Below are 17077 nucleotides of genomic sequence, written 5' to 3'. Positions count from 1 at the left end.
GAAATGAATTTTCTTATTATAAAGTGCGGCGGCAGTATAATCGATAAGCTGCCGGATAATTTCTATGATAATATCGCTGCTATTCAAAAGCAGGGTGATTGGAAGCCTATCATTGTCCATGGAGGCGGCAAGCTGATCAATGAGCTGCTGGAACAAACAGGTGTGAAGCCGGAATTCGTCGATGGTTTAAGGGTGACAACCGAAGAGGTGCTGGATGTTGTCGAGATGGCACTCAGCGGAGCAGTGAACAAGTTCCTGGTCCGTAAGCTGATGAGCAGAACAGATGCTTATGGGGTCAGCGGCCTGGATGGTAAGCTGCTTTACGCGGAACCTGTTGCGAATGCAGATAAACTAGGACTTGTCGGTACTGTCACAGAAGTAAATACGGCGCTTATCGAGCAAATTGTCTCTCAAGACAACATCCCGGTCATATCACCGCTCGCTGGAGGTGAGGGCAATTCCAGATTCAATATAAATGCCGATTTAGCGGCATCAGCCATCGCACGGGCATTGAACGCGGAGCTGTGCTTCATAAGTGACATTCCGGGCATTTATCGGCAAGTGAATGGGCAAAAACAGATGCTCACAAATGTAACAGACAGTGAATTGAAGCAAATGATAGCGGAAGGGTTCATCAAGGATGGTATGATCCCGAAGGTGCGGGCAGCGCTGGAAGCATTGGAGCATGGAGCAGGAAAGGTTACGATCGTCAACGGACTGGCTGATGACAGTTTGCTGCAGTTAGTGGAAGGTAAAGTCGCAGGTACTACCATCACTTTATCGGAGGAGGCACATCATGTCTGAAACGAATGCAGCTGTATCATCTGTGATGCCAACGTATAGCAGATTTCCAATCTCTATCGCAAAAGGAGAAGGAAGCTATGTCTGGGATGCTGACGGTAAGCAATACCTTGATTATACTGCAGGAATTGCTACTTGTAATTTAGGTCACGCCCCCGCAACAGTAAAGGAAGCTGTCAAGGCACAGCTGGACACCATTTGGCACTGTTCCAATCTATACCATATTCCGATTCAAGAGCAGTTGGCGGAGCTTTTGACTGGTCATACATTCGCTGATCAAGTATTCTTCGCCAATAGCGGGGCAGAGGCAAATGAAGCGGCAATCAAGCTGGCGCGCAGCTATGCCCAGAAGGTGAAAGGGACAAATGCCTATGAGGTGGTCACATTCAGTCAGTCGTTTCACGGCCGGACATTAGCGACGTTGGCTGCAACAGGTCAGGAAAAGATACAAAAGCATTTCGCACCGCTGACAAAAGGCTTCCGGCATCTTCCTTATAATGATGTGGAAGCACTTGATGAGCTGATCGGTCCGGATACATGCGGCGTATTATTGGAGCTTGTCCAAGGGGAAGGCGGTGTCATCCCGGCTGATTCTGCTTGGGTAAAGGAAGTGGAGCGCCTTTGTAAGGAGCACGATGTACTGTTTATGCTGGATGAAGTACAAACTGGAGTCGGTCGTACCGGCACCCTTTATGCTTATGAGCAGTACGAGCTGGAACCAGATGTGCTGACAACGGCAAAAGGACTGGCTTCTGGTATCCCGATCGGAGCAATGATTGCAACGGGCAAAGCAGCTGCGGCATTTGAAGCAGGCAGTCATGGCAGCACCTTCGGAGGTAATCCGGTGGCTGCGGCAGCTGGCAAATCAACACTGGAAGTAATCGCGAATCCTCCATTTTTGATTGAAGTTCAAGAGACAGCTGACTATTTCCGTAGTGAACTGGAAGGAATCGCAGCAGCATCACGTGCTTTCACTGATGTACGGGGAAAAGGATTGCTGCTTGGTCTCGGTACAACAGGAAAAGCGATTGACCTCGTCAATCAGGCTCGAGATCTCGGTTTGCTCGTGCTAGTAGCTGGAGAGCACGTACTACGGATATTGCCACCGCTCAATACAAATAAAGCGGAAGTTGATTTCTGCATTGAAACACTGAAACAGATTGCGGGTGAATAAAGCTTCTCTTCGCTCATACAATACATACGATTCCAATCATTTGGAATCGTATTTTTTTGTCACAATTCTCTGTTGTAGAAACAAGATACAATCGTTAAGATAGAAGAATATTAGGAGGTTAGTCATGGCCGTACATTATCTAGAAAAAATCAAAGCTTTCCAGCAGAAGAACGAAAACAGATATAGAATCGTCATTTCCTGTCCTGATCAGCCGGGGATTGTTGCAGCAGTTTCCGAGTTTCTTTTTAATCAGCAAGCAAATATTATGGAGTCAAATCAATATACAACGGATCCAGATGGAGGGAGCTTCTTTCTTCGGATCGAATTCGAGTGTCAGCAAGATGGCGACACACAGCAGCTGCTGGAGGAAGGCTTCCAGCACATAGCAGCCCATTTTCAGATGGAGTGGCAGCTAGTGAGCGTACGAGATATGAAAAAATTGGCACTCTTCGTCTCCAAGGAGCTGCATTGCTTGCAGGAGATACTTTGGGAATATCAGAGTGGAAATCTCATGGCTGATCTTTCGGTTATTGTGAGTAATCATGAAGACGCAAGGGAACTAGCGGAATCCTACAATATTCCTTTCCATCACATACCTGCAAACAAAGATATCCGTCTGCAAGCAGAGCGTCAGCAGCTTGACCTATTGGAACAATACAACATCGATACAGTCATTCTCGCAAGGTACATGCAGATACTCACACCTGGATTCCTGGAGAATTTTAAAAATAAGATTATCAATATCCATCATAGCTTCCTGCCGGCTTTTATCGGTGCCAAGCCATATGAACGCGCATATGAACGCGGAGTGAAATTGATTGGTGCAACAAGCCATTACGTGACTTCCGACTTGGATGAAGGCCCAATCATCGAACAAGATATACATCGGGTTAATCATAAGGATAAAGCGGAAGATTTGAAACGTGTCGGACGTCTTGTCGAGCGCAGTGTATTAATGCGGGCGATTAAATGGCATATAGATGACCGGGTAATTGTATTCGGCAATAAAACGATCGTATTTTAAGGAGGGCTAGCTATGTCGCAACAGCCAAAGATAACCGTGATCGGCAGTCTCAATATGGATTTGACAGCAACTTCAGCTAAACGTCCTGCAGCAGGGGAAACAATACTTGGTGAACGTTTTGAGACGTTTCCTGGCGGTAAGGGTGCCAATCAAGCTGTAGCGGCAGCGCGTCTAGGAGCAGACGTTACGATGATCGGCATGGTCGGCCAGGACCCTTTTGGGGATGAATTAACGCAAGTCCTTCGTCAGGAAGGAGTAAAAACAGAGCATATTGGAAGAGCTGACACATCATCTGGTGTAGCGGTCATCCAAGTAGTGGATGGAGATAACAGCATTACAGTCATTCCAGGAGCCAACTTTAAGCTTATGCCGGATTATATAGAGGAAAAAAGGGATGTCATCCAAAACAGTGATATCGTCCTTATCCAGCTAGAGATTCCACTAGAGACAGTAGCAGCAGCTGCAAAGTGCTGTAAAGAGGCAAACGTGCCTTACATATTGAATCCAGCTCCAGCGCAGCCGCTTCCTTATGAAATTATCAACCAGGCTGCTTACATTACGCCGAATGAGTCAGAAGCGGCAATCCTATTTGAAGATACGGATAAAGCATTACAGGAATTCCCCGACAAGCTTGTCATTACAAAGGGTGAGGAAGGCGTTGTCTACAGTGGCGGTCATGTGGCAGCATTCCCTGTCTCAGCAGTAGACACAACAGGTGCGGGCGATACATTCAATGCAGCACTTGGACTGAAGCTGGCAAGCGGCAGCCCGTTGGCGGAATCTTGCAGCTATGCAAATGCAGCTGCTGCCTTACAGATCGGATCACACGGCGCGCAGGCAGGAATGCCGACTGATGCAGAAGTCATCGCCTTCATGAGACAAAAAGAAGAAAATCCTTTATAATAAGAATCGCTTGTGTAAAAGTTTGCAAGGAGGAATACAAATGGCAGGAAGAAATCCTGAAGAAATGACAGACGTAACATTGCTTGGAAACCAAAACAATGTTTACGACTTCGATTACAAACCTGAGGTTCTCGAAACCTTTGATAATAAACACACATACCGTGACTATTTCGTGAAATTCAACTGTCCGGAATTCACGACGCTGTGCCCGATTACAAACCAGCCGGATTTCGGTACGGTTTACATCAGCTACATTCCTGATGAAAAGATGGTGGAAAGCAAATCACTGAAGCTGTATCTTTTCAGCTTCCGTAACCATGGTGACTTCCATGAAGATTGCATCAACATCATCCTGAACGACCTGAAAGAACTGATGAACCCACGCTACATCGAAGTATGGGGCAAGTTCACACCACGCGGCGGAATCTCTATCGACCCATACGTCAACTACGGCCGTCCAGGCACGAAGTATGAGCAAATGGCTGATCATCGCATGATGAACCATGATATGTATCCAGAGAAAGTGGATAATAGATAAGCGGTAATAACTGTATGGCCATAGGGAACTTGTAAAAATATGACCATTTGAGTTTATGAGGAGGCATCCCTAATAAAGGGATGTCTTTTTTGTGCATACTATTACATGTAATGGCGAAAATGGATGAAGGATTGTTTTGTTCAGGTGTTATAATTCATTTATAGTAATTAGAATGTTTCTCTGCTTGAATCAAGAATTCTAGCGGAGTATCATGTGCTGCAATTATCAAAGGAGGAAATACATTATGAAAATCGTTGTGACAAGTATATTCGTAGACGATCAAGACAAGGCATTGACATTTTACACAGAAACGCTGGGATTTGTGAAAAAGCATGATGAACCTGCTGGAGAATTCAGGTGGATAACCCTTGTTTCTCCTGAAGAGCAAAACGGTACCGAACTTTTGCTCGAACCGAATAACAATCCAGTTGCTAAAGAGTATCAGGAGAAGCTTTTTGCGCAAGACATCCCCGCAACGATGTTTGGCGTGACGGATATTGAGAAAGAGTATAAACGGTTATTGGAACACGGTGTGAAGTTTACTACAGAGCCGACAGAAATGGGAGAAGTCACATTAGCCGTTTTTGACGATACATGCGGCAACTATATTCAAATAGTACAGAATAAAGTGAACGGTTAATTAGCGTTTTCTAAATAAAAATGCCTGACAGATTAATTTCTGTCAGGCATTTTTATTATTCTTCATCCGCTACTTTAACCAGTTGCTTACCTAGGTTTTCCCCTTTGAACAGTCCAAGAAAAGCATCCGGCACATTTTCAAAACCTTCTACTATATTTTCTTCGAAGGTAAGCTTGTCTTGGCTGAACCATTTGGATAGCTGTTTCTTTCCTTCGGCGTAGCGGTCGCTGTAGTCACCTATGATGAAGCCTTGCATTTTGGCTTTGGATTTGACGAGATAGCCGTGGACGCGAGGGCCTTGGTCTTCTTTTTTATTATAAGAAGAAATGCTGCCGCAAAGAGGGATACGTGCGTGCGCGTTGAGCAGTGGGTAAACTGCGTCGGATACGGGTCCGCCTACGTTGTCGAAGTAAACATCGACGCCGTCCGGGCATGCTTTTTCCAATGCTTCTGCTACATTGTCTTCTTTATAGTTGATTACTTCATCCGCACCTAGTGTGTTTTTCACATAATCGAGTTTCTTCGGAGAGCCGGCAATTCCGACTACACGCGCACCGAGAATCTTGGCAATTTGGACAACAGTTGAACCGACTGCACCAGCTGCACCTGAAACAACGACTGTTTCACCAGCTTTTGGTTCGCCAATATCAGTCAAACCGAAATATGCAGTTAGACCTGGCATACCCATCACACCTAATGCAGTGGAAATCGGTCCGAGCTCTGGATCTACTTTTTGCAGATTATCAGGATTTGCTGCATTGAAACGGGCCCATGGCAGGTTTCCGAGTACATAGTCGCCTTTTTGGAATTGATCGGATTTGGAATCCGTCACTTGGCCGACAATGCCTCCTGAGATGGGAGCATCCAGTTCATATGGCGGGACATAGGATTTCGTATCGTTCATTCTTCCGCGCATATACGGATCCACGCTGATATAGATGCTCTTGATGAGCACCTGTCCTTCTTCAAGTTCAGGAATTTCTGTTTCGACAAAGCGGAAGTTCTCTTCTGTTGGTGTGCCTTCCGGACGTTTAGCCAATTGGATTTCTTCGTTTTTCGCCATGTGCTATCATCTCCTCTTACGTAATAGGGCAATTGTAAGACGGGAAAACTGCGCATACAACTCTTTTGCTTAGGGAGTTTCATGGATACAGCAGGGGGAATAGTATGTTTATAAAATACGCAAAGGAGTTTTTAGCATGCCATGGACGATGGACGATTATCCTGCTTCGTTTAAGAATCTGGACAAGCCGATAAAAAAGAAAGCGATAGAAATTGCCAATGTGATGGTGGATGAAGGCTACGACGAAGGCAGGGCTATTCCGATTGCGACCAATCAGGCGAAAGAGTGGAAGTCGAATGCCTCCGAAAAGGAAGTGAAGGACTTTCTAAAGCACGATGATCCGACAAAACGTGACTCAAATGCCTCACATAGTAATCCGGATTTGATCGATAATGCAGAGGAAGTTGTTCCGCATGAGGATGGCTGGGCAGTACAATCTAAAGGGTCAAAACGGCCGTCGCAGGTCTTCGATAACAAACAGGACGCAATCAAACGGGCGAAAGAGATTGCGGATAATAAAGGGACAGAAACGATTATCCATAAAAAAGATGGTTCTGTTCAGAAGCGTTCTTAATGGGAGAGCTGTATCACTTATGATACAGCTCTTTTTATATGTCCGCTTTTCCTGCTTGTCAGGATAATGCTTTATTTATTCCTAGAAAAGCTTATAATGGGGAAAGCAAGACCATATTGAAGAAAAGGTGGATCATTTCCATGAGAGGGTTAACCAAATGCATAGCGGCTTGTTTCGCAGTTGCTTTGATGTTCAGCTTTGCCTTTTCCGATGTTGTATCCGCAAGTACAGGAAAGAACACGGATAGTATCAATGAAAAATTCGGCTTGCCGATTGTCGTAGTTGGAGATTCATTATCAGAAGCACAAAAAGAACAAGTCAGAGAAGACCTTGGTGTCACAAATACGGATAATATAGAAGAAATTCCGGTTACAGCCGATGATATCGTGAAATACATAAATGGAGATGCAAATTCCAGAATGTATTCTTCAGCGATGATCACAAGAGAAGACGAGGGTCATGGACTGGATGTCCAAATCGTCACACCTGACAATATCACGCAGGTAACAGTGGATATGTATAAAAATGCGCTGCTGACAGCTGGTATTGAGGATGCAACAGTAGATGTAGCTTCCCCGGTTAAGGTTAGCGGACATTCCGCTTTGACAGGCATCTACAAGGCGTACGATACAGCCGATGGGAACCTGGATCCGGAGCGGACAGAGGTAGCTAATGAAGAGCTTGATCTGGCTACAGATCTTGCGCAAAAAGAAGGCTTGGATAACGAAAAGGTTACCCAGCTCTTAACAGATATCAAGCAAGAAATTGCAGAGCAGAATCCTGCAACACGGGAAGATGTGGAGCAGATCGTAACGGATCAGCTGAGCAAGCTGGAAATCAGCCTTAGCGATGAAGATCGTCAGCTGCTTATCGATCTTTTCGATAAAATGCGTGAGCTGGACATCAATTTCGATGGGGTAAAATCACAGCTTGATGACATCGCTACTACAATCCAGGATAAGATAGATGAAGTGGCTGGAAATGATGGTTTCTGGCAAAGTGTGAAAGATTTCTTCAAGTCGATAGGTGACTTCTTCAAAAATCTGTTTTAGACTTCGTAATTAAATCTGTTTAAATAGGAGAGATACGAATGCGTAATATCATCCAAACTGACAAAGCACCACAAGCAATCGGACCTTATTCTCAAGCGGTAGAAACTGCAGGGACGGTTTATATTTCCGGTCAGATTCCATTGGATCCGGCAACAGGAGAGATGGCAGGAACGATTGAGGAACAGACAGATCAGGTGATGAAGAACCTGTCTGCTATTTTGGAAGAAGCAGGATTGTCATTTGATCAAGTCGTGAAGACAACAATCTTCCTTACATCCTTAGATGATTTTGCAGCTGTGAATGAAGTATACGGGCGTCATTTGTCCGAGCCATACCCGGCACGTGCAACGGTAGAGATTTCCAAACTGCCTAAAGGTGCAAATGTTGAAATCGAAGCGATTGCCGTGCGAAGCTTTAATATGTAAGAAAAAAAGATTGCCGATTTGTTCGGCAATCTTTTTTTAAATGGAAGAAGTTCGTGTTTGTGCACGAGCATTCCGGATATGGGCAGTGAGCAAGGTAATGCCGCAGATGATGAGCAGTGCACTTGTCATGTAGAATACAGCTGAGAATCCGAAGTATCCAGCCATCATCCCGCCAAGTATCGGACCGATGAAGTTTCCGAGGAAGCGGAGGCTGTTATTATATCCGAGTACTTCTCCTTGCATCGTAAGCGGAGCAGCTTGCCTGATATAGGCGACGCGTAAAGGAATGATGCCGCCTATCGCCATACCAAGAAGCAGTCGGATAGCAGCGAGTTCCCATACGGAGCCGACCAGTGCGCCGGGTATATAAACGATACCAGCTGCAAAAATAAGTCCAATCAAAATCTTCACATATCCGATACGGTCGCCAAGCTTACCCCAAGTCCTTGTCATGAGCAGATTGCCAAGGCCAGCCGCTGAAAAGGCGATACCGGAGTAGAATGCTATATTCTCAGGTCCGTGCAGTTCTTGCACATACAAGGATAAAATAGGCTGGACACTGAAATTGGCAATTTGGATCAATGAACTTAAGATGAGTACGACCAATAAAATCGGGTCCCGCAGAATATGTGCGAGCACTTCCTTTGAGGTATAGTGTGACTTTTCGCCTTTTTGAATCTTGACCGGATATTCCTTTGTACCGAAGGTGACCAAGAGAGCAGAGGTGAAGACACTTATCGATACGAGCAGGAACGTACCGTGGAAGCCGATGCTGTCTGCAAGTATGCCGCCAATCATTGGTCCGAAAAGCATACCGGTGATGCTTCCGGTCTGTAAGGTGCCTAGCACACGTCCAGCAATGTGGCTGGGCGTCTGAGTCGAGATGAATGCTTGGGATATACCGATGAAGCCTGTAAAGATACCCATGAACACACGAAGCATGAATAGCTGCCATACATTTTCGGTGAATCCGAGCAGGAGAATGGAAACCCCCATGCCGAAGGAAGATATGATCAGGATCAGCTTTCGTCCATACCGGTCGCCGATTTTACCCCAGAAAGGCGAACAGATGAATGCGGTAACAAAAGTTACCCCGAAAATGATACCTGACCAGCTCTGAACCTCCCGTTCAGATAATGTGCCGAATGATGAAATATATAAGGATAGAAATGGCATGATCATACTCAGGCTTGCCGAGATGAAGAAGTTGGCGAACCACATGATAAACAGATTACGCTTTGCGAGCTGTTCGTCCGTCATGAATGAAAAACACTTCTTTCGCGTTAATATTTCGATTCCCTAACTAATTATACACACGAATAGAAAGGATATGCAAAAGGACAGCTTGGAAATGACAGGATAGAGAAAAATTGCAGGGGAACAATGAACATGATAAAATAGAGGATGTTCTGCTAACATAACATAATTTAGCAAACCATTTAAAATTATACATCATTTATATATAAATGTCAATTGTTTTGGAGGGACGCCGGAATGACAGAAGATGAAAAGGATTTGAAGGACGAACAAGCCCGTGTGGCCCGCGTCCAGGAGACGATCGAAAAGAAGCGTGAAAAAACGGCAGGCATGATACAGGGTCTGCGGGAGAAAGTAATTGATCTTCGGAAAAACTTCTGGGAGGATGTGACCGTAAACCTGGATGAACCGGATGATGTGAACGAAACACAAGCCAGCTTGAAGCAGCAAGCAGAGCTTCTAGGGGAGCGGGAACGAACGCATCAGCAGATTCACAATGAAGTGAAGACGTTGGATCGGCTGCAGCGCAACCCTTATTTTGGTCGTATCGACTTCCGGGAAGAGGGCGCTGATCAAGACGAAGAAATCTATGTAGGCTTAGCGAGTCTGATGGATGAGAAAGAAGAAGATTTCCTTATTTATGATTGGCGTGCACCAATCTCCAGTATGTACTATGACTTCTCCCCTGGTGGTGCTTCGTATGAAACGATAGAAGGCAAGATTCAGGGTGATATGACACTCAAACGACAATTCATCATCCGGAATGGCAAGCTTGAAGCGTTGTTCGATACTGGAGTGACGATTGGAGACAGTCTGCTGCAATATGTTCTGGGCGGTAATGCCAGTACAGAGATGAAAAGTATCGTCGCCACGATTCAGAAGGAACAAAATCAAATCATCCGCAATGAATCAGCAGCTAATCTGATCGTACAAGGTGCTGCAGGCAGCGGGAAAACATCAGCAGCACTGCAGCGTGTTGCTTACCTGCTATACCATTATCGTGACCGCATTACAGCTGAGAATATTGTACTGCTGTCGCCGAACCCGCTGTTCAATAGCTATGTTTCCAATGTCCTGCCGGAGCTTGGCGAAGATAATATGAAGCAAGCTACTTTCTATGCCCATATGGATGCCCAGCTGGAGGGCAGAGAAACGATCGAAACACCATTTGAACAGATGGAGTATATGCTGCTTGCTTCCGGTCAGGAAAAAGAGCAGCGGCTGGCTGGAATCCAGTATAAAGCAAGCCTTGATTTTAAAAAGTATATCGATGACAAGCTGGATGAATTCAAGCGCGCCGGCCTTATATTCAAGGACGTCAGCTTCCGCAAGCAGCGTATCGTGAGCAAACAGGAGATTCAATCTTATTTCTACAGCCTATCCAACACTTTGCCGATTTCGAACCGAGCAGAGCTGACGGCAGCTTGGATCGTAGAAAAGCTGCAGCTTTGGGGTGATTGGGAGACAAGGAAAGATTGGGTCCGGGAAGAAGTAGAGCTGATGGAGAAGGAAGACTATGTCGAGGCCTTTTCCGAGCTTCAAAAGAAAGACCGCACAGAAACAGATGATTTTGAGGAAAACAAACAGGAGGAAGAAATCCTTCGCAAATGGGTTGTGGAACGAAAGCTTCGCCCGTTGATCAAGAAAGTGCGCAAGCATGCCTTCATCAATGTGAAAAAATCCTATTTACGTATGCTGACAGCTGAAAGACGTCCGGAAATGCCAGCATCATGGACGGAACTATATGAAACAACCAAGCAAAATCTCATCCGCAAGTACATGAGCTGGGAAGATGTGACGCCGTTTGTCTATTTCCGTGATAAAGTGCTTGGTGACCGTTCGGATAAAACCATCCGTTATGTGCTTATTGATGAAGCGCAGGATTATTCTGCTTTCCAATTCGCTTATTTACAGCAGGCATTCCCTAATGCACGGATGACATTGCTTGGGGATATCAATCAGGCCATTCAGGCACATGCACTGACAGGGGAGAATGTGCTCTCCGGCAACACAGTTGACAGCCATCGGATCGAGCTATGGCGCAGCTACCGTTCAACGAGGCAGATTGTTGATTTTACAAAGGAGCTTTTGGATCATGCAAAGCGAATCCAGCCATTCAACCGTGATGGAGATCTTCCGACGCTGACGAAAACAGCCGATGATACAGAGAGACGCAAGCTGGTCTTGGAGAAAATCCACTCCTTGAAGGAGGCAGGTTATGAGACGATTGCTGTTATCGCCAAAACTAGTAAAGAAAGCAAAGAAGCGCATAACTGGATCAAGGATGAAATGGAAGCAGATTTGATTACAGAGACAACTTCCCAGTATAAAAAAGGGTTATCGGTTATTCCGGCATATCTTGCCAAAGGTATCGAATTCGATGCTGTCATTTTGTACGATGTCTCAGATGAGGCTTATGGCCATGAATCAGAACGTACCTTGCTTTATACAGCATGTACACGCGCGATGCATGAATTGCATATGTACAGCATTGGTAACTTGAGTCCGTTTATTGAAGCTGCAGATGCAGCTACTTATACAAGCAATTAAAAAAACAGGAATCCACAAAGGATTCCTGTTTTTATTTATTTACCATAGACCAATCAGTTTCCACCAAAGTCCGCCGATACCGATCCAGACGACAAGATGGATGATGGAGATGAGGAAGCCAAGTCCCCACCATTTTTGCTGGGTGACGAAGCCTGCTCCGAAGAATACAGGTGCAGGACCGCTGCCGTAGTGTGTCAAACAGCCGAACAAGTTACTAAAGAAAGCTAACAGTAGGGCTGACAATAATGGCGGCGCGCCAGCTGCCACAACTACTGAAAGAAAGGCTGCATACATAGCGCTAACGTGTGCTGTGTTACTCGCAAAGAAATAGTGGGAGTAGAAGTACACGATAGCTAATATGAGCAAAGCGACAGGCCAGGAAAGCGTACTTACGACATTCCCCATAATGTCACTGAACCAAGGGACAAGACCAAGTTCGTTCAAGTAATTTGCCATCATGACAAGCACAGCGAACCATACAAGTGTGTCCCATGCACCTTGTTCCTGCTTGATATCAGACCAAGTCAAAACTTCTGTCAGCAATAGTACGACTAGTCCGATGAAAGCTGCAGTCGTAGAGCCGATTCCGAAGCTCTCACCAAAGATCCACAATACGAGCAGCAATAAGAATACGCCGATCATATACCATTCAGAACGCTTCAGTTTACCCATGCTTTGCAATTTTTCTGTTGCCATCTCAGTTGCCTTCGGTGTCTCCTTGATTTCAGGAGGATACAGCTTGAAGATGACGAATGGAATAACGATCAAACTGATGATACCAGGAACGATGGAAGCGAGAATCCAGCTGCCCCAAGAGATGGATTGGCCAGTGACGCTCTCTGCAGCACTTGCTGCCAATGGGTTTGCTGCCATTGCTGTGAGAAACATTGCGGAAGTAATCCCGTTTCCCTGGTAGGATGCAAAAGTCAGGAAGGAACCGATTTTGCGCTCCGAACCATCACCGCTTTTAGAGCCATATGAGTTTGATAACGACTGGATGATCGGGAAAATGATACCGCCGGCACGAGCTGTATTGGATGGCATAGCCGGGGACAGAATCAAGTCACTGCCAATCAACGAGTAAGACAAGCCTAAAGTCTTCTTACCGAATAGACGTACGAACAAATAGGCAATTCTGGATCCGAGGCCGGTTTTGATGAAACCCCTGGAAATAAAGAATGCAATGACGATGAGCCAGATTGTACTGTTCTGGAAGCCGCTCAGCGCTTCTTCTAGTCCAAGTGTCTTCGTCAAAACGATAGCCGTCAGCGAAAGGATAGCGACACTGCCCATTGGCATCGGTTTAATGATCAGACCGATGATCGTAGCAACAAAGATAGCGAATAAATGCCATGCTTCTGCTTTAACACCATCTGGTGAAGGGACGAACCAAAGAATTACGCCGATCAATACAGTGATCAGGAGCGGAATCCACTTGACCTCCCGTTTTGGTTTGTTAGATGAATCAGCCATGATGAAGACCCCTTTAGAAAGTTATTAAATTATAAAAACCATTAATTATCTTAGCATAAAAATATTGATATGAAAGTGTTCTGTATGTGCAATGCAACTTATCAACTGATTTAAAAAATTTAATAAACTAGACAGATGATAATGATTATAATTTGGTGAAAATAAGCAAAAAAATTACTTCACACAAACTAAGTATCTCGGAGCTTGATACCCTGCGCCTTTTGTTAATATGCCAATGTTAATTAAAAAAAATAAATGAGAATAAAAAAAGAATCCGAAAAAATTCGGATTCTTAGTCTGATTCGTCTCAATCTCTTGCTAAAAGTGCATAAACGGCAGCAACATCCTGTTTGCCATAACCATTTTTCTTCGCTAATGCATACAGTTCTTTCACACTGTTTGTCATTGGAAGAGGAGCGCCTGCTTCATAAGCTGTTTCGGAAATCTGCTGCAAGTCCTTGTAAGCATGCTCCAGAGGGAATTGCGGTTCAAAGTTCTGCTGGAGAATCGTATCCCTTTTACCTGCTTGAATATCGCTTGTAACAGGAAGGGCAAGCAATACATCCATCAGATGCTCTTTATCAAGGCCGACTGCTTCGCCGAAGCTGATTGCTTCAGATAGACCAGTCAAGGACTGAACAAGCAGCATATTCACTGCCAGCTTAGTCGCTGAGCCATTACCATTGGCGCCCATATGCTGGATGCTTTGTCCCATTTTCTCAAGCAGCGGAGTGACCTTTTTGACATCTTGTTCTTCTCCGCCGACAAGGAAGTGAAGTTTACCTTGCTGTGCCGGTGCCTTTGAGCCGGACACCGGTGCATCAACAAAACGGATATGGTGCGCACGAGCGGCTTCTGCCATCTCTTTTGTGAACGCTGGCTTAACAGTACTGACATCAACCCATAAACTGTTTTCCTGCATCCCGCTGAAAAGCCCATCTTCTCCGTAAGCAACTGCTTGGACAGCTGCAGGATCTGTCAGCATCGTAAATACGATATTAGCTTGTTCTCCGACTTTCCGGGGTGAATCTGCCCAGACAGCACCTTTATCCAATAGTGCTTGAGCTTTTTCTTTTGTACGATTATAGACAACTAATTGTTCGCCCTTTTCGAGCAGATTAGCTGCCATGTTTTGACCCATGATTCCTAATCCGATAAATCCAATCATATGAGCACCATCCTTTTTATTCAGTCAATTCTAGCATACAGAAAAACGGATTGTTTTTAAAAGTCTTTCGCACAGGATATGATACAAAGAAGGAGTGGATAGTATGAAGTTTAGTATATTGGATCAATCCCGAATCAAAGAAGACGGTAATGCAACAGAGGCATTGGAGGAAACAGTGCGGCTGGCCGAACTTGCCGATCAGCTTGGCTATGTGCGTTTCTGGGTGTCCGAGCATCACGCCGGCAGCCTCGCCCACAGCAGTCCAGAGCTTCTGATGGGGCATCTTGCAGCTAAAACATCCCGTATCCGTATTGGCTCAGGCGGTGTTATGCTGCCTCATTATAGTGCGTATAAAGTTGCTGAAAATGCAAGATTGCTCGAAGCGCTTCATCCAGGAAGAATCGACCTTGGTATCGGGCGGGCGCCAGGAGGCATGCCGGCAGCGAAAAGAGCGCTGCAAGAGCATAGAGCTGTGCCGGAGGATTGGTATGATCGGCAGATACGTGATTTGCTTCATTATTTGAATATAAGAAAAGAAGAAAAACATCGGTTCGGGGACTTGGTAGCGATGCCGAGCATTGGCACCGCTCCATCTGTCTGGCTGCTGGGCGGCAGCGCTGGCAGTGCAGGTCTTGCTGCATATCATGGAATCGGATTCGCTTATGCCCAATTCATACGGGGAGAAAAGGATGCGGCAGTGATGGATGTGTATCAGAAATCCTTCCGGAAAGGGAAGCAGCAGCCGCAAATAATGGTCAGTCTGTTTTTGTTCTGTGCAGAGACGACAGAAGCTGCAGAAGCATTGGCAAAGAGCCATGAGGTTGCATCGCTGCTTCAGGAACAGGGAAGGCCCGTCAAAGGGATGCTGCGTCCGGATACAGCAGCAGATTATAAAATGTCTCCTTATGAAAAGGAGCGTCTTGAGGACAATCGTCCAACCATGGTAATCGGAACACCAGCTGAGGTGCTGCAGCAGCTTGGAGAGCTGGAAGACTACTACGGCGGGGAGATTGAGTTCATGCTCACCAGTCCTGTTTATGAAGAAAAAGCAAGACAGGATGGGTTCCGCCTTTTGATGGAGGAGTATATGCAACAGGCATAGCAGTTGTTCTGTTTGAATCTGACACTGCAAATCTGGTATAGTAGGAAGTACAATTCATAAGAAATCTTATAACGAGTGGCGGAGGGAAAGGCCCGATGAAGCCCGGCAACCCACTGCAGGAGGGCAGTCCTGCAGGAAGGTGCTACGACCTGCAGCGAAAGCTGCGTGATAAGATGACGACGGCTGCAATACAGAGCTTCTTCCTCATCGAAGAAGCTTTTTTAGTAGAATCGATGTGTCGTTCGGTAGGATTTCCTATGTGCAAAAGGAGTAATAACAATGAAATATGCATACTGGCAGCCAGTTTCTAGCAGCTGGCTGCGTCATGTGGAGGATGGTGGACCGCTAAGTTTGTCAGATGTGCAGGAAACGGCGCATCTGGCGGAGGATTTAGGGTTCGATGCCGTCTTTCTTCCAGATACCTACCTATACCAAGGGAAAAATGCCGATCAGCAGCTTAACTTTTGGGAAGCTGCTGGTGCTATTGCGGAAGCAACCGATAGACTGCACATCATGGCAGCAGTCCGGCCGAGCATTGATCAGCCCGTGGAAGCCGCGAGACAAGCAGTAATGATTGATCAGGTAAGTAATAGCCGTTTTTCCCTGGCAGTCGTTTCTTTCTTGCGCGAAGAGGAACAAAAGCGCCAAGATGGCGATATAGCGGGATCAGAGGATTTCTATATGCAAACCGAGGAATTTTTCGAAGTGCTGCGCGGAGTTTGGACAGCTGGCAATTACACCTATGATGGTTTGTACTATCAAGTTCAGCACGTCGATTATTTACCAGCTGGCAAGAGCAAAGAGATCTCGCCATTATACGCAGGCGGAGAGAGTGACTACTTACGACAGACAATTGCCGAGACATGCGATGCCTATGTAATGAAGGGCGGTACTGTACAGGAAGTGGCCAGTATGATCGCTGATATGCAGATTCGCCGTGAAGCAGCCGGCAAGTCTCCGTTTACCGAATTCGGCATGACAGCTTATGTCATTTGCCGCGAAACGGAGGAAGAAGCTTACCAGGAATGGGAAAGAATTACCGGTGCGGATTACGAATCATATGTAACAGAGGAAGAATTGGCACAAAAAAGCAAGATCAGTGACGATGCTGTTTCTGCAAGGGGCTTACGGCCGCATCTGGTTGGTACTCCGTTGCAAATTGCGCAGCGGATACTTGCCTACGAGCATGCCGGTGTCAGTCTTCTGCTGCTTCAATTTTCGCCGCACAAGCAGGAAATGGAACGTTTTACTAAGGAAATCATGCCATTAGTCGAGGAAATGCGCGATAACTCAATCTGATTGGAAATATACGGTAGACAAGCCTGGCGATATC

16 protein-coding genes and 1 riboswitch are annotated in these 17077 nt (G+C 45.7%); of the genes, 12 read left to right on the top strand and 4 right to left on the bottom strand.

Translation table 11 applies throughout. The annotated features are described in order from the left end of the window. The first annotated feature begins 3 nt into the window (after positions 1-3). From argB to ABXS78_RS15175, 6 genes are all read left to right on the top strand, one after another. Positions 4-804, top strand: coding sequence for an acetylglutamate kinase (gene argB / locus ABXS78_RS15200; protein ID WP_366247909.1), 801 nt, complete (start codon positions 4-6; stop codon positions 802-804). Further along, positions 797-1975, top strand: a complete 1179-nt coding sequence (locus ABXS78_RS15195) for an acetylornithine transaminase (protein ID WP_366247908.1) — start codon at positions 797-799, stop codon at positions 1973-1975. The genes argB and ABXS78_RS15195 overlap by 8 nt, the downstream gene beginning before the upstream one ends. 124 nt (positions 1976-2099) lie before the next feature. Continuing rightward, positions 2100-2999, top strand: a complete 900-nt coding sequence (gene purU / locus ABXS78_RS15190) for a formyltetrahydrofolate deformylase (protein WP_366247907.1) — start codon at positions 2100-2102, stop codon at positions 2997-2999. A 12-nt stretch (positions 3000-3011) separates the two neighbouring features. Further along, on the top strand, positions 3012-3902 hold the full coding sequence (rbsK, locus tag ABXS78_RS15185; RefSeq protein ID WP_366247906.1) for a ribokinase: 891 nt from the start codon (positions 3012-3014) through the stop codon (positions 3900-3902). Between the two features lie 40 nt (positions 3903-3942). Continuing rightward, positions 3943-4440, top strand: a complete 498-nt coding sequence (gene queF, locus ABXS78_RS15180) for a preQ(1) synthase (RefSeq protein ID WP_095221154.1) — start codon at positions 3943-3945, stop codon at positions 4438-4440. A gap of 244 nt (positions 4441-4684) precedes the next feature. Further along, positions 4685-5080 carry a VOC family protein gene (locus ABXS78_RS15175; RefSeq protein WP_366247905.1) on the top strand — a complete coding sequence of 132 codons (396 nt, stop codon included), beginning with the start codon at positions 4685-4687 and terminating at the stop codon, positions 5078-5080. Positions 5081-5135: 55 nt separating this feature from the next. Here the strand turns inward: ABXS78_RS15175 and ABXS78_RS15170 are convergent, their stop codons facing one another. Next, entirely contained in the window at positions 5136-6143 is a 1008-nt protein-coding gene (locus tag ABXS78_RS15170) for an NADP-dependent oxidoreductase (protein WP_366247904.1), read from the bottom strand. Between the two features lie 136 nt (positions 6144-6279). Here ABXS78_RS15170 and ABXS78_RS15165 point away from each other — a divergent pair, with 136 nt between their 5' ends. The 3 genes from ABXS78_RS15165 to ABXS78_RS15155 all read left to right on the top strand — a co-directional run bounded on the left by ABXS78_RS15165 (position 6280) and on the right by ABXS78_RS15155 (position 8194). Continuing rightward, positions 6280-6717 carry a DUF2188 domain-containing protein gene (locus ABXS78_RS15165; RefSeq protein WP_366247903.1) on the top strand — a complete coding sequence of 146 codons (438 nt, stop codon included), beginning with the start codon at positions 6280-6282 and terminating at the stop codon, positions 6715-6717. Between the two features lie 140 nt (positions 6718-6857). Continuing rightward, entirely contained in the window at positions 6858-7769 is a 912-nt protein-coding gene (locus tag ABXS78_RS15160) for a DUF1002 domain-containing protein (protein WP_095221148.1), read from the top strand. Positions 7770-7807: 38 nt separating this feature from the next. Then, positions 7808-8194 carry a RidA family protein gene (locus ABXS78_RS15155; protein WP_095221146.1) on the top strand — a complete coding sequence of 129 codons (387 nt, stop codon included), beginning with the start codon at positions 7808-7810 and terminating at the stop codon, positions 8192-8194. A gap of 36 nt (positions 8195-8230) precedes the next feature. On the opposite strand, the gene ABXS78_RS15150 is transcribed toward ABXS78_RS15155, so the two are convergent. Then, entirely contained in the window at positions 8231-9454 is a 1224-nt protein-coding gene (locus ABXS78_RS15150) for an MFS transporter (protein WP_366247902.1), read from the bottom strand. Positions 9455-9688: 234 nt separating this feature from the next. On the opposite strand from ABXS78_RS15150, the gene helD reads away from it, so the two are divergent. Further along, complete coding sequence (gene helD / locus ABXS78_RS15145; RefSeq protein WP_366247901.1) at positions 9689-12001, top strand: RNA polymerase recycling motor HelD; 2313 nt, start codon at positions 9689-9691, stop codon at positions 11999-12001. Between the two features lie 39 nt (positions 12002-12040). On the opposite strand, the gene ABXS78_RS15140 is transcribed toward helD, so the two are convergent. Together ABXS78_RS15140 and ABXS78_RS15135 are read right to left on the bottom strand one after the other, a co-directional pair. Next, positions 12041-13474: an anion permease gene (locus tag ABXS78_RS15140; RefSeq protein WP_366247900.1), complete on the bottom strand. Its 1434-nt coding sequence runs from the start codon at positions 13472-13474 to the stop codon at positions 12041-12043. Positions 13475-13781: 307 nt separating this feature from the next. Beyond that, the gene (locus ABXS78_RS15135) at positions 13782-14642 is read right to left on the bottom strand and encodes an NAD(P)-dependent oxidoreductase (RefSeq protein ID WP_366247899.1); all 861 of its coding nucleotides are present in this window, start codon (positions 14640-14642) and stop codon (positions 13782-13784) included. 103 nt (positions 14643-14745) lie between these two features. On the opposite strand from ABXS78_RS15135, the gene ABXS78_RS15130 reads away from it, so the two are divergent. After that, a complete protein-coding gene (locus ABXS78_RS15130) occupies positions 14746-15744 on the top strand; it encodes an LLM class flavin-dependent oxidoreductase (RefSeq protein ID WP_366247898.1) in 999 nt (332 codons plus the stop codon). 63 nt (positions 15745-15807) lie between these two features. Continuing rightward, positions 15808-15919: riboswitch (SAM riboswitch) on the top strand. Between the two features lie 104 nt (positions 15920-16023). Further along, on the top strand, positions 16024-17043 hold the full coding sequence (locus ABXS78_RS15125; protein WP_366247897.1) for an LLM class flavin-dependent oxidoreductase: 1020 nt from the start codon (positions 16024-16026) through the stop codon (positions 17041-17043). Positions 17044-17077: the final 34 nt, after the last annotated feature.

It is taken from the genome of Terribacillus aidingensis (assembly GCF_040703035.1).
Lineage (GTDB): Bacteria > Bacillota > Bacilli > Bacillales > Amphibacillaceae > Terribacillus.
This window is presented reverse-complemented; position numbering and strand designations above follow the sequence as displayed.

Bases quoted from the DNA above. Each gene is read 5' to 3' on its own strand.
- ABXS78_RS15170 (WP_366247904.1), bottom strand. From the start codon at position 6,143: ATGGCGAAAAACGAAGAAATCCAATTGGCTAAACGTCCGGAAGGCACA.
- ABXS78_RS15140 (WP_366247900.1), bottom strand. From the start codon at position 13,474: ATGGCTGATTCATCTAACAAACCAAAACGGGAGGTCAAGTGGATTCCG.
- purU (WP_366247907.1), top strand. From the start codon at position 2,100: ATGGCCGTACATTATCTAGAAAAAATCAAAGCTTTCCAGCAGAAGAAC.
- ABXS78_RS15165 (WP_366247903.1), top strand. From the start codon at position 6,280: ATGCCATGGACGATGGACGATTATCCTGCTTCGTTTAAGAATCTGGAC.
- argB (WP_366247909.1), top strand. From the start codon at position 4: ATGAATTTTCTTATTATAAAGTGCGGCGGCAGTATAATCGATAAGCTG.
- ABXS78_RS15160 (WP_095221148.1), top strand. From the start codon at position 6,858: ATGAGAGGGTTAACCAAATGCATAGCGGCTTGTTTCGCAGTTGCTTTG.
- helD (WP_366247901.1), top strand. From the start codon at position 9,689: ATGACAGAAGATGAAAAGGATTTGAAGGACGAACAAGCCCGTGTGGCC.
- ABXS78_RS15130 (WP_366247898.1), top strand. From the start codon at position 14,746: ATGAAGTTTAGTATATTGGATCAATCCCGAATCAAAGAAGACGGTAAT.
- ABXS78_RS15150 (WP_366247902.1), bottom strand. From the start codon at position 9,454: ATGACGGACGAACAGCTCGCAAAGCGTAATCTGTTTATCATGTGGTTC.
- queF (WP_095221154.1), top strand. From the start codon at position 3,943: ATGGCAGGAAGAAATCCTGAAGAAATGACAGACGTAACATTGCTTGGA.
- ABXS78_RS15125 (WP_366247897.1), top strand. From the start codon at position 16,024: ATGAAATATGCATACTGGCAGCCAGTTTCTAGCAGCTGGCTGCGTCAT.
- ABXS78_RS15155 (WP_095221146.1), top strand. From the start codon at position 7,808: ATGCGTAATATCATCCAAACTGACAAAGCACCACAAGCAATCGGACCT.
- ABXS78_RS15175 (WP_366247905.1), top strand. From the start codon at position 4,685: ATGAAAATCGTTGTGACAAGTATATTCGTAGACGATCAAGACAAGGCA.
- rbsK (WP_366247906.1), top strand. From the start codon at position 3,012: ATGTCGCAACAGCCAAAGATAACCGTGATCGGCAGTCTCAATATGGAT.
- ABXS78_RS15135 (WP_366247899.1), bottom strand. From the start codon at position 14,642: ATGATTGGATTTATCGGATTAGGAATCATGGGTCAAAACATGGCAGCT.
- ABXS78_RS15195 (WP_366247908.1), top strand. From the start codon at position 797: ATGTCTGAAACGAATGCAGCTGTATCATCTGTGATGCCAACGTATAGC.